The following is a 12,802-nucleotide window of genomic DNA, read 5'->3' on the forward strand; positions in this document are numbered from 1 at the left end:
TACCAATAATGAGTTATTTTGATAAATGTGTAAATTATTGTGAGTGATTGTGGCATTTGATAGTGTTATTTGTAAGATGTTGATTTTAATCGATAAATGTTATTTTTTGTGATTGAAATCATAATTATTTGACTGTTTTTTTGCCTTTTTTAAAAATATTTCACTGGTTTTACGTTTTTCAAACTGCTAGAGTCCCATACCTCACGCATCAAGTGGGATACCCATGTTTAAAAATAGCAATGAAAATAGCGATAAACTAGTTCCAACACTTACTATAGGTTTCATCCTTTTATTTCTTCTCTTTGCTCTTGTTGATCTCTCAACATTTACTGCAACGATTCAAACTGTATTCATGTCTGCATCGACAATGTTTGGTTTGTGGTGGCAGTGGTTAATGATCATCACATTTGTTCTAGCTCTTATCATCGCGATGAGCAGCTACGGCAAAATCAAAATGGGTGGTGAAGAAAAACCAACGTTCGGTACGTTTAAATGGGTCGCAATGATCATGTGTACCTTACTTGCTGGCGGTGGCGTTTTTTGGTCAGCCGCAGAACCTATCTTTCACTTCATCACACCTTCTCCAACTTTCTCAGACGTTAAAAGTGGCACTCTTGCTGCGGTAACTCCAGCATTAAGCCAAAGTTTTTTGCATTGGGGTTTTCTAGCATGGGCTGTGTTGGGAACACTCAGTACGATTGTATTAATGTATGCACACTATAACTGTGGTGTTAAATTACGTCCTCGTGCGTTGTTATACCCGATTTTAGGGACGAAACTTGAAAATCATTGGTTAGGTTCACTAATTGATGCTTGTTCAATTATAGCAGTTGCAGCAGGTACTATTGGTCCGATTGGTTTCTTAGCAACGCAGCTTAGCTATAGTCTAACTGTGCTCACAGGGCTTGAAAGTTCGCTGATGAGCCAAATCGGTCTTTTATCGATAATAGTTGCTATTTATTCAGTTTCAGCCTTCAGTGGGATGGACAAGGGCTTACAGTGGTTAAGCCGAATGAATGTTATTGGTGCGGTTACTTTATTAGTTGCTATTTTGGTATTAGGCCCAACAAGCTTTATTTTCACTGAGTTTGGTCTGGCTTTTGGTAACTATATTCAACACCTTCCAGAAATGAGTTTAAGCACTGCTGATCCAGTATGGAATTCGTGGTGGACATGGTTCTTCTGGGGTTGGTTTATTGGTTTTGCACCAATGATGGCTATTTTCATTGCTCGTATTTCTAAAGGTCGCAGTATTCGTGAACTTGTAATTACGGTCGCAATTATTGCACCTATTGCGACAAACTTTTGGTTCTCTGCGTTAGGTGGCACTGGTATTTTCCTTGAGTTGCAAACGCCTGGTAGTATTTCTGGTCCGTTACAAGAAGCTGGATTACCTGCAGTACTATTAGCATCATTGGAGCAGTTACCACTAAGTTGGTTATTAATTCCTGCATTCTTAGTACTGACGACAACGTTTGTTGCTACCACGGGTGATTCGATGGCGTATTCAATTGCAATGGCCGTTGAAGGGACAGATAAACCATCACGTTTCCAACGTCTATTTTGGGCGTTAATGATGGGTGTGGTTGCTGGTGTACTATTGATTGCTGGAGATGGTGGACTAAATGCGCTGCAATCTTTCATTGTAATCACGGCGGTTCCTGTATCAGTCTTACTAGGTTTTACGTTTATTTCAGCACCGATAGCTGTATTACGAATGAAAAAAGTAGAGCAAGAAAGCAACCAGTCTGAAGCGGTTAGCCAGAAAACAGCGACGGCATAACAGCTAGATATAATATTGAATGAAAGGCTTATCGCAGAAATTGTGGTAAGCCTTTTTTAATGCCTGCTATTTAGACTCAGTAGGTAGATGACGCACCAGTTAGTGTGATAAAACAGCTATAGGTTTTGAACAAGCTTATAGGGTGAGGTAAGAATGAAAAATAAAGCCGCTATTTTACAGCAGTTATTTCTTAGAGAGACAGAAGGAAGACCAATCATAGAAGGTGGCTGCCAACCACTAGCCGATATACAAATAAAACAGTATGATAAATGGCTTTCTGAGAAACGTGATTTTTCACTTGAAGAAATAGACGAGTCTAATTGGATTAAATCATGTACTGCAGGTTACATTACAGAGCTTATTTTTAAAGCGACTGGGAGTCTAACTGAGTTTACGTTGTTTGATAGATTAAAAACAGTAGGGCATTGGGAGCTAGTTGATGGCTTATTGTACGTATCAATATTTAAAGGTGAAAACCAATACGACTTTGTTGTTGTTGCGAATTCTTGCATCAATATTCATTCTGCCATCGAATACAAAAATGATGAACTTCATTCATATCTAAAATTAGCTCAGACTAGGATCGTAGATTAATTTGTTATTCGATGTTTTTAAATAAGTCAATTATATAAATCGATATTTAATGAATAACAATGAAATTACTCGCAGAATATTTTTATTAAAACATAAAATTGCGACAACTATCATTCGGTATCATTTATGTAAATGAAATGTGATGTTCTTGTTTGTAAAATCTTCGATGTGGCCGAACCTCCTTATGGTTATTGTAGTAATGAGCAAGAAATGACATGTACATATCCAGTATCACAATTGGAGTTGAAATACACAATGTACTTGCATAATGATAATAGTATGTTGTTAAGTGGCAGTTTTTACAGTGAATATAAGCCGCCTGTATTTCCTTATGAAATGCTCATTTCGGATATTGAACGTGTAGAAGTTCTTCAGGATGGTGTTCTACTTACAAGAAGTGATCCTTTGTCTCTTCAATATACAGCGTTAGATACTTCAGCCTCTATGTATGAGTTTAATTGGTATCGTAATGATAATTTAGTTGGATATAGTTCAATAGACCGACTTCCTGAGCCGATTAATAATATTTCAGTATTGAGAAAGATGGCTATAAGTATCGTGTCGGTATCATGGGATGGTTTTGTAGATCATACTTATACGTTAGATGTTGGCTCTTTGAGTTGTTATAACGAGAATGCTCTTGTTGAAAATATAGCGCCGAATAATTCTGAATACGTTAGCCAAGAAGTGTCACCGTCTATATCTATTGATTTAACCTCTCAATATAACAAAACCATTCAAGAGCTTCAGGCATCATATGAAAGCTGTAATATTATAGCGAATATTAGTGGAACTAATGATTTGGCTATACCAGTTCAGCATGTTGGAAACATAACACTTGATTTTAAAGCGGAAGAAACAGTGTTGCTTAATTTATTCTAAATGAAATAGGCCGTTAATACGGCCTATTATTGTTTCTACGGTCTTTTAAACCCTTTTCCAAACTCCCCATTCGCCAGATGTCTCAGGGCTGTTACCTTGAGTCCACCACTGAGCTTGATAAGTCACGCCATTAACCGTCACTTGATCACCGGTATTATAAGCTGCCGTTGCATTCCATGTAGATGATGGATCTGTTGGCTCTACTGGTGTAGGTTCAACAGGAGCTGGTGGTGTCGGTTCTACTGGAGCAGGGCTGACAGGTGTTGTTGGAGTCCCGCTGATTACTTCCCAAACGCCAGTGGTTCCTGTTACTGGGTTTTCGCCTTGGTTCCACCATTTTGCTTGGTAAGTTACACCATCGACAACCACTTGATCGCCCGTGTTGTAAACCTTGCCAGCATCCCAAGTATTTGTTGGATCTGTCGGGTCGGTTGGTTCAGATGGATCTGTTGGTAGTGTTTCAACAACACGAGTCGCAGGCCAGTTAGCGTGTGATTCATAGAAGTTAGTTACACATTTCTCATAATCACCAGGTACAAGTGCGGAATATGCGGTTTGGAAGCCAACTAATTCACACTCGAATGAAGCGCCTTCTGGGCGATCTGGGTAGTATTTCCAGTTACCATCCCAGTTAGTGTAAAGAACATCTGTCGCGCCATTTAGGTTTAAACTACCGTAAGGCGTTTGTTGCCAACAGGTGTTTACTTCATCTGCTTCAACAGGGATTTGATAATGAGACGATAGTCCTTCCCAATAACGAATACGGTTAACAGGTTGCCCTTTGTCTTTATTTTGTTCACCACATTCGATACCACCGTTAATGACATTAATCGTTGTACCGAATCCATACCCAATACCGGCATCTGTCTCACGTTGAGATGGTGTCCAAGTGCGGTCGATAACATGAAGCATGGCAGGTTTTGGTGCTTGTGGTGTTAAGAAGAACCAAATAGCTGAGGCAAGGTTTAACCAAGAATCAGCGACTAGCCCCGGATTATTTAGCAATACTGTCGCATCACCGTCATACATCACTTCAGAAAAAGCGCCGTAGTTAAAGTGGTAAGATAATTGTTTTGCACCACGGCCAAAGTAACCTTGTCCCGCCGCACATGGCCAACGTTTGTTTTGCCAATCGTTTTGGCCACAACCTGTGGTGTAGCCTTCTTGGCCTTCAGACCAACCCATTTCGCGAACATGTACTAAAGCTTGTTGCCATTCTTCAAGTCCTAATGGGTTATCCCATGTATTGTCTACAGCAATATGGCCACCAGTTTCTTGAGAAAAGTGTGCAAATGCGGTAACAATCGATTTTTTACAAATAGCATCAGCATCACGCCCATCGGTATAATCACCACAGAAAGCAGGGAATTTACCAATTGCTTGTAAAAAACGAGTATAAGAATATTCAGGAGCAGCCATCTGAGTTAAAAAGAACCATTCAGATGCAGGGAAAACACGTTCAACACGTTTTACGTTGGCAGGGTTTGTTGCTAAACCAGTATCAATGGCATCAACAACGGAGTTAGGTTGAGTTGCTAAGGCTTTCGCCCAAACATCATACATTGGATCTGCTGTCTTTGCGGCTTCAGCTGCATCAATTTCAGCTTGAGTAACAATATAGCCTGTTGGGTTTTCAGGATCGGGCTGAGGATTCATTGTCGTACTGTTAGCTGCAAAACTACAAGCGAGTAGTGTTGGTAATAAAGCAAGTTTAAACATTATTAACGCTCCTTGTGATAATTTTAAAATAAAATTAAGTTGGAATAACTATAAGAGTTTTTATGAGATTTGGTTATCGAGAGTTATAAATCACTTTTAACTATGCGAGTTGTTTCAAAGAGTATAAATTATAAAAAAAAGTACATTCATAGTGTGATTTACATGCTAGTAAGGGAATTATAATAATGATAGGCATCAAAGCAGCAGAAAAAAACGATTTAAAAAAGATCTATGAAATAGAAACCGAAGCCTTTGGTTCTCATGGCTATCCTTCATTTTTTATTAGGCAAGCCTTTGATTGTTGGTCAAATGGGTTATTAGTTGCAAAAGATAAAGCCCAAGTATTTGGTTATGTTCTTCAAGTACCGTCGAGCCAGTCTATAGGGGATGCGTGGGTATTGTCTTTAGCGGTTTCTAAGCAAGCCCAAGGAAAAGGATTAGGTAAGAAGCTGCTAGAGACAGCAATTAAGAATGCCAAAGAATATAAGCGACTGCTATTAACGGTGTGTCCTAAAAATACAGGTGCGTATGCCTTATATCAATCGTATGGCTTTTACTTAGTAGAAGAAGAACAAGACTATTTTGATATTGGTGAAGATCGTCTCGTTCTTGCCCTAGATATTGTTGAGTAACTTGTTATTGTGTCTGTAAAGAATCAAAGAATCAAAGAATCAAAGAATCAAAGAATTATATGGATTGGAATAAGACGGAGAGAGCATGGAAATCGATTATAAAGTCAATGAACCTATTACGGCAGAGCAGTTTATTCGTTTACTAAAGAAAACCTCTTTAGGTGTTCGTCGTCCAATTGATGATGTTGAAAAAATACAAGCCATGCTTGATAACTCGAATTTAATAGTAACGGCGTGGGGAGATGGTGAGTTAATCGGTGTTGCTCGCTCTGTTACTGATTTTAATTTTTGTTGCTATCTATCAGATTTGGCCGTTGATGAAAGCATTCAATCAATGGGGGTTGGTAAATATCTAATCTTAGTGACGAAAGAAGAAGTTTCTCCTGATTGTAAATTGATTTTATTAGCAGCCCCACAAGCGGAAGGTTATTACCCGAAAATTGGTTTTGAAGCACATAACAGCGCGTGGGTTTTATCCGATGAAAGCCAATTGAAGTTATTTTAAGGAAAGGTCATGACATCAATCAGTATATTAGGTTGTGGCTGGCTAGGCTTACCGTTAGCAAAGCACCTGGTCAATAATGGTTTTGCCGTTAAAGGCTCAGTTCGCACCAAAGATAAAATAGGCTCATTGAAATGCTTATCTGTCACTCCATTTTTATTAGATATTGATGGAGAGATAAAGGAGTCATCATGGGCACCATTTTTAGACTCAGATATTTTAATTATTGCCATTCCGTCTAAGAATCAAGCAGGCTTTAGTTCTTTGATCTCTGTTTTAGAAACTTCTTCTGTTAAACAGGTGGTTTTTGTTAGTTCAACGTCGGTATATGCAGATAACAATGCTGTGATAACAGAGGAAATGGTTGCATCTGAATCTTCTGTATTATTTCAAATTGAATCACTATTTACTCAATCGCCAGCATTCACAACAACAGTGATCCGTTTTAGTGGTTTAGTCGGCTACCAAAGAAATCCGGGACGATTTTTCCAGAAAAGTGGGCGTTCTGTGAGTAATCCAGATGCTCCTGTAAATATGATCCATCAGGATGATTGCGTTGAGTTAATTACGCAGATTATAAAGCAAAAAAAGTGGGGTGAAGTGTTCAATGCATGTGCAGATAGTCATCCAAGTAAACGTGAGTTCTATACCAAAGCAACTCAAAACATTGGTGTGAGCACTCCGGAATTTATAGAATCAGAAACTCAAACTTTTAAAATTATTAGTAATGAAAAAATTAAAAAGACATTGGGTTATGAGTTTATCTACCCTGATGTGATGCAAATTTCTTATGACATCTAAACGACATTAATTAAGGATAGAATAATGAGTAATCTATTAGACACTAATCCACTTGTAACGACAGCATGGTTAGCTGAGCATATTGATGACGATAATCTAGTTATTGTTGATGCCTATATGGCGAATGTCGTCGGTAAAGAGCCGTTAGTTTATGATGTATTTTCATGTTTACCAAGAGCTCGTAAATTAGATATTGAAGCTGATTTTTGTGACCATTCATCTTCTCAAAGTCATGCGCTACCAAGTGAGCAACAGTTTACTCAAGCTGTTCAAGCATTAGGCATTAATAGCGACAGCGTGGTTGTTCTCTATGATAACCAAGGTATTTATTCTGCTCCTAGGGCGTGGTGGACATTTAAAGTGATGGGCTTTAAAGATGTCTATGTTCTGAATGGTGGCTTACCTCAATGGACAAAAGAAGAAAGAGAAACGGTTTCTGAATACACTACAGCAGTTACACAGGGTAATGCGATAGCAAAAGAAGTGAAAGGCTTAGCATGTGAATCAGACGAAGTACTTAGCGTGATAAATGGTGATGTTGCAATTCTAGATGCGCGTGCAGAAATGCGTTTTTTAGGCAAAGCACCAGAGCCACGAGAAGGGGTTCGTAGTGGGCACATTCCAAGTTCGAAAAACCTCCCGTTTTCCATCTTGTTAGATAGTTATACTTATCACGATGAAGAGACATTACGAACTATTTTTTCAGAAAGAGTACCATCAGTAGATACAAAATCGTATTTCAGTTGTGGGTCTGGCATCACTGCATGCATTTTGATGCTTGCTGCGGTATCGATTGGTTATAAAGACGTTGTTTTATACGATGGTTCATGGGCAGATTGGGGAACTAATCACACATTACCGATTGAGTAATAGAAGTAGGACCATTAATGAGAGACAGTTTACGCAAGAAAATCATTGAAGTGTGCGATAAGAAAATCGCTCAAAAGGGCGATAATGTTGGGTTGTCTTTTTATGCTTTCTTTGCCAATAAAAATGATGAACCAGAAGTATTGATGGAAGCGGCGACGTGGTGGATCTTAACTCATAAATTAGATCATTTTGAAAAAGCGTTTAAGATTAAAAAGATGATAGAGAATAAGCAATGAAGATGGAAATACGTCAAGGTACGATTAAAGATGTAGTTTGTGTCGATTGCCAAATCCCTGAATTTGATAATCGTAATACCAAGGAAAAATTGGCTTTGCGATTGAATGGTTTAGAGCATCTGATCCTTATTGCATTTGAAAATGGCTTGCCAGTTGCGTATAAAATGGGTTATCAACTCTCAGGGACTGAGTTCTACAGTTGGTTAGGTGGCGTTATTCCTAATGCCCGTAAAAAAGGCATCGCGACTCAACTTAGAGTCGCCCAAGAAGAATGGGTAAAAGAAAAAGGGTACCGAACGATCAGTGTTAAATCGATGAATCGTTACCCTGCAATGTTACAACTTCTTATTTCAAGTGGTTATCATATTTCAGGATATGAAGATGAAGGCAATTCTGAAAATAGTAAGATTAAGTTTCAAAAGAATATGTCTACATAATAATAGCCTTCCCCTTTCAAAGTAGTGTGGTGTTATGGTCTACAATTGAGGTAGGCCTAATCAAAATTGATTAGTTACTCGTTCAAACAGAGAGCATAAGGATAAGCGATGGATAGAATCACCTTTCAAAAAGTGACAACGTGTGAATATCCATCATTGTTTCCGATCTATAAAAGATATATCTATCCTGCAGTTGAAGTCAGCTTTGGTTGGGATGAAGAGTATCAAATTCAGCGTTTCACAAGCGCATATAAAAAAGAATGGTTCGAATGGATCATGTTTAATGGAGAGCGCTTAGGTTTTATTTGTACTAAACAAGAAGAAGCGAGTGTTCATATTCATCTGTTGATTATTTTTGATAAATATCAGAAGAAAGGAGTGGGTTCTGCAGTTATGAAATATTACCAACGTCATTATAGTGACAAGGTAACTAAATGCTGCCTTTCTGCGTTTAAATCGAATCAACAGGTGATCGACTTTTACTTATCTTTAGGCTATCAAATTGTGAATGAAGATAAGCATTTCGTCGATATGGAACGATCACTTTGTTTTAATGGTTATATGGGCTATTAACCAAATATGATAGGGTCAGAATCTATTGACCATTTCGGATAACTAACCATTGCTTTTGAGAATGTGGAATCATTGTAATGATTGACTAGCCATGAACGTAAATAAGGAAAAGGCGCTTGCGCATACCATTTCTTATCTACTCGTGAAAACTGACGAATGAATGGTAAGATAGCGTAATCAACCAGACTTGGTGTTTCTCCCATAATGTAAGCGTGCTGAGATAAGCGCAGTTCTATTTCTCTCAACCACTCGCAACACATATCACGGAATTCTGTTTCATTATTATCATGGTAGCGAGAAGCTGCGCGATATTTTTGTAATGCCCCTACAAAATTGATGTCATTATTTTTTATTAATTCAAGCATGGCAATCAAGCTATTTTTATCGTGAGAATAGAGCAAATTATTAGGATCTGATTGAGTAAGCGCCCATACCATTACATCAATACTTTCATCTATTACTAAGCCATCACTTAATCGTAATACAGGAACCGTCCCTTTTGGTGAAATCGACAACATTTCTTCAGGTTTATTGTTCATATCAATATCACGCAGCACCACAGTTTGCTGGGCATGCAAAATAGCGAGACGGCTACGCATTGCATAAGGGCATTGTCGTAATGAATAAAGGATCGGCGTTGTCATGATAAAATACTCAAAATAGAGGGCAATAAGAGGATGGTAACTGAATAAATAATGGGATTCACCTTTATTTATTCATGATCTGGATCAATAAAAGCCGAATAAGTGGTAATGAAAGCGTGAGGCGAGTAGAATGCCCCCTCAAAAAAATTATTACATAAAAACCGAAGCGAGCAATTTCATAATGAGTAGAAAACTTGAATTATTGGCACCTGGTGGTGATGTTGAAGCGATTAAAGCGGCCATCGTTGCTGGGGCAAATGCTGTTTACTGTGGCCTAGATATCTTTAATGCCCGTAACCGCGCATCCAATCTTTCATTTGATGAGTTAAATGGCGTATTGCGATTAGCTCATGAGTACGGTTGTGAAGTATTTCTGACTTTAAACGTTGTTATTTTAGAGCATGAAATCAAATCATTAGTTAAAGTACTGAATCAGTTAGTGAATACAACTGTTGATGGCATTATCGTGCAAGATTTAGGTGTTTTTAATCTAATCAAAAAGTATTTCCCAACGTTGGATGTTCATGCTTCTACTCAGCTAACAACACACAATGAAGGCCAATTAAAGTTCTTAAGTAAAGTTGGAGCATCTCGCGTTAACTTATCTCGTGAATTGAACATTGATGAAATTAAAGAAATGACAGCGGTTGCTCATGAACATGACATGCTGACAGAAGTGTTTGTGCATGGCTCTTTGTGTATTGCATTCTCTGGTCAATGTTACTCAAGCTCAGTAAGTGTAGGTAACTCAGGTAACCGTGGTCGTTGTAGCCAAGCGTGTCGTGATGAATACGAAGTAACAAATGTTGGCACTAAGTACCCATTAAACTTAAAAGATAACTCAGCGTATTTTGATCTTCCTGAATTAGTTGATGCAAAAGTCGATTCATTAAAAATTGAAGGCCGTATTAAAGGCGCTCACTACGTATATACCGTGGTTGAAAACTGGCGTAAAAATATCAATAAATTTGTTGAGACGGGCGAGCTATATGAAGATGACTCAAATCTACATAAAGTGTTTAACCGTGGTTTAACCAACAAGTTTTTAAAAGGCAATTTAACTAAAGACATGTTTATCGATAACCCTCGTGACAACAGTGTGAATTACGCGGTTGAAAAGAGTAATGCGATTGATGTGGTACAGATCCAAGATGTAAAACAAGATCTATATACAGATAAAAATGCAATTGGCGCGACACTAGAAGAAAAAGTGAAATCGCTAAGCATCGATAAAATTGCGGTTACTATTGCTTTCAAAGCCGCATTAGGTGAGCCACTAACGGTGACTGTTACACCAAAAGATGAAGCTCAAGACACGTTTGAAGTGAAATCAACATCATTACTAAGCGAAGCGGGTCAAAAAGCGATCACTTCAAAAGAGTTAGAAAAACGCTTTAAAGGCGTAATCAATCCTAACTATGAACTACTAGGTTATGATTTCTCTGAGCTAGGGGAGAACTTAGCGGTTCCATTCCGTGAGCTTACAGAACTTAAAGATCAAGTTGCTTTCTTGATGAATGGTTCTAAAGAAGTGATTAAACATACTGAAGTTGCTGCATTGCCAGTATATCCAAAAGTGGAAGAGAAGCCTAAGCTATCTATGCTTATTGCTGATGTTGCTGACTTAAATGTATGTGATGCTACTGATGCTGATATTTACTTCAAGTTACCAGAAAGCTTTAAGAAGCGTGATCGTAAGTACATTAATATCTTCTTAGAGAACCCACGTTTGATCCCATGGTTCCCTGCGGTTCTTATTGGTAAAGATTACGATGAAGCAGTAAAAGTACTTGAAGAAGTAAAACCAGCTCGTATCGTAACCAATAACACAGGTATTGCTTACAAAGCTTTTGAAATGGGCATTGAATGGGTTGCAGGTCCATTCTTAAATACAACGAACTCACACGCTTTAGTGACAATGAAAGAAACACTAAATTGTGCAGGTGCGTTTATTTCAAATGAGATCAATAAAGGCCAGATGAAACATATTCGTCGTCCTGAGAACTTCAAATTGGCGTACAGTATTTATCACCCAATTTTAATGATGACAAGTCGTCAGTGCTTCTTCCAACAAACCGTAGGTTGTAACAAACCAGCGATTGAAGCGGGTTGTATGCTGAAGTGTGAGAAAGCGACCACAATTACCAATGTGAAAGGCATTTCATTCGCGGTTGATAAGCAAAAAGGTGGTTACCCAAGCATCTATAATCACGAACAGTTCTTGAATATGGATATCGTGACAGATTTCTCTGATCTATTTGATGAATTCTTCATTGATTTAACCAATATCGGTGGGGGCTCTAAAGAGCAAGCCGATAAAGTTGAGTTGGTTACGCATTTTGAGAAACTGATCAATGGCGATGTAAGTGTACAAGAAGAACTATTCACCATGGTTCCAATCAATACTAATGACCAATATCAACAAGGTCTGTAAGATTGACGCTTAACTAATATTACCGAAAAATATAAAGCCGTGATTACGTATCGCGGCTTTTTTTTGTTTGCCCAGCAAAGCTGGCAAACCCGTCTGCTTGCAAGATAGCAGAGTCACCCCGACTAAGGGGAAGACAATCTGAATGGCAAGGGCGTCACTGGCTAACGGTGAGGTCTGAAGGAAGCCATAGGAAGTTAGATGTACACAACTAACCGTAACCTGTTTCGGCGGGATTGGTGGGTAAGCGTCCAAAATAGCGCGAAGCCCAATACTTAGTCAGACCAATTCTGTGCTTGAGGGTGGCATATCTAACAGGGAGTCAGTGCAATAACTGGGGAAGCCTGGCATCTAAACTTAATTGTCAGTAAGTGGCTTAGATTCAAGAAGAAACTCAAGATCTAATGCCGATGTGAGGTGGCAGATGAACCCGTAGTAGTGAGTAAGGCTAGGCCTGTGAAAGCCAGTGATGGTGTGGAGGACAAAACCAAGCCGACTATCAGTAATATATCTGATAGAGTCAATTTGAGCCAAAAGCACTTATTGATTGCGAAGGGGGGAAGTGATTTATAAATTACCTTAAAGTGACGTAATTTATGATGGGTTCACGAATTACCAAATAAGGTAAAGTCTCTATTTTAATGGCTAAGGGTGATACTAAAGCTGTGAATAGAACTGGACACGGGGAGTAAGTGTTT

The 12,802-nt window shown here is 38.5% G+C and carries 13 protein-coding genes; 11 read left to right on the top strand and 2 right to left on the bottom strand.

Features of this window, described 5'->3' with window-relative positions:
• Nucleotides 1–223: 223 nt before the first annotated feature.
• From AC2IP4_RS06225 to AC2IP4_RS06235, 3 genes are all read left to right on the top strand, one after another.
• A complete protein-coding gene (locus AC2IP4_RS06225) occupies nucleotides 224–1,783 on the top strand; it encodes a BCCT family transporter (RefSeq protein ID WP_375322508.1) in 1,560 nt (519 codons plus the stop codon).
• A gap of 153 nt (nucleotides 1,784–1,936) precedes the next feature.
• Nucleotides 1,937–2,377: a hypothetical protein gene (locus AC2IP4_RS06230; protein ID WP_375322507.1), complete on the top strand. Its 441-nt coding sequence runs from the start codon at nucleotides 1,937–1,939 to the stop codon at nucleotides 2,375–2,377.
• Between the two features lie 210 nt (nucleotides 2,378–2,587).
• The gene (locus tag AC2IP4_RS06235) at nucleotides 2,588–3,259 is read left to right on the top strand and encodes a hypothetical protein (protein WP_486310684.1); all 672 of its coding nucleotides are present in this window, start codon (nucleotides 2,588–2,590) and stop codon (nucleotides 3,257–3,259) included.
• Between the two features lie 45 nt (nucleotides 3,260–3,304).
• On the opposite strand, the gene AC2IP4_RS06240 is transcribed toward AC2IP4_RS06235, so the two are convergent.
• Complete coding sequence (locus tag AC2IP4_RS06240; protein WP_105054810.1) at nucleotides 3,305–4,978, bottom strand: chitinase; 1,674 nt, start codon at nucleotides 4,976–4,978, stop codon at nucleotides 3,305–3,307.
• A 185-nt stretch (nucleotides 4,979–5,163) separates the two neighbouring features.
• Here AC2IP4_RS06240 and AC2IP4_RS06245 point away from each other — a divergent pair, with 185 nt between their 5' ends.
• The 7 genes from AC2IP4_RS06245 (at nucleotide 5,164) to AC2IP4_RS06275 (ending at nucleotide 9,029) form a co-directional block, all read left to right on the top strand.
• Nucleotides 5,164–5,610: a GNAT family N-acetyltransferase gene (locus AC2IP4_RS06245; RefSeq protein ID WP_486310685.1), complete on the top strand. Its 447-nt coding sequence runs from the start codon at nucleotides 5,164–5,166 to the stop codon at nucleotides 5,608–5,610.
• 85 nt (nucleotides 5,611–5,695) lie between these two features.
• Complete coding sequence (locus AC2IP4_RS06250) at nucleotides 5,696–6,115, top strand: GNAT family N-acetyltransferase (RefSeq protein WP_375322504.1); 420 nt, start codon at nucleotides 5,696–5,698, stop codon at nucleotides 6,113–6,115.
• A gap of 9 nt (nucleotides 6,116–6,124) precedes the next feature.
• Complete coding sequence (locus AC2IP4_RS06255) at nucleotides 6,125–6,913, top strand: SDR family oxidoreductase (protein ID WP_375322503.1); 789 nt, start codon at nucleotides 6,125–6,127, stop codon at nucleotides 6,911–6,913.
• A 24-nt stretch (nucleotides 6,914–6,937) separates the two neighbouring features.
• A complete protein-coding gene (locus AC2IP4_RS06260; RefSeq protein ID WP_486310686.1) occupies nucleotides 6,938–7,783 on the top strand; it encodes a sulfurtransferase in 846 nt (281 codons plus the stop codon).
• A gap of 17 nt (nucleotides 7,784–7,800) precedes the next feature.
• On the top strand, nucleotides 7,801–8,019 hold the full coding sequence (locus tag AC2IP4_RS06265; RefSeq protein WP_105054806.1) for a DUF6500 family protein: 219 nt from the start codon (nucleotides 7,801–7,803) through the stop codon (nucleotides 8,017–8,019).
• A complete protein-coding gene (locus AC2IP4_RS06270) occupies nucleotides 8,016–8,456 on the top strand; it encodes a GNAT family N-acetyltransferase (RefSeq protein ID WP_486310687.1) in 441 nt (146 codons plus the stop codon). The genes AC2IP4_RS06265 and AC2IP4_RS06270 overlap by 4 nt, the downstream gene beginning before the upstream one ends.
• A gap of 108 nt (nucleotides 8,457–8,564) precedes the next feature.
• Nucleotides 8,565–9,029: a GNAT family N-acetyltransferase gene (locus AC2IP4_RS06275; RefSeq protein WP_105054804.1), complete on the top strand. Its 465-nt coding sequence runs from the start codon at nucleotides 8,565–8,567 to the stop codon at nucleotides 9,027–9,029.
• On the opposite strand, the gene AC2IP4_RS06280 is transcribed toward AC2IP4_RS06275, so the two are convergent.
• Nucleotides 9,026–9,673, bottom strand: a complete 648-nt coding sequence (locus AC2IP4_RS06280) for a glutathione S-transferase (RefSeq protein WP_486306511.1) — start codon at nucleotides 9,671–9,673, stop codon at nucleotides 9,026–9,028. The two genes, AC2IP4_RS06275 and AC2IP4_RS06280, sit on opposite strands and share 4 nt — an antisense overlap.
• A gap of 181 nt (nucleotides 9,674–9,854) precedes the next feature.
• On the opposite strand from AC2IP4_RS06280, the gene AC2IP4_RS06285 reads away from it, so the two are divergent.
• Nucleotides 9,855–12,107, top strand: a complete 2,253-nt coding sequence (locus AC2IP4_RS06285) for a peptidase U32 family protein (protein WP_486306510.1) — start codon at nucleotides 9,855–9,857, stop codon at nucleotides 12,105–12,107.
• Nucleotides 12,108–12,802 lie beyond the last annotated feature (695 nt).

The organism is Aliivibrio thorii (assembly GCF_057368585.1).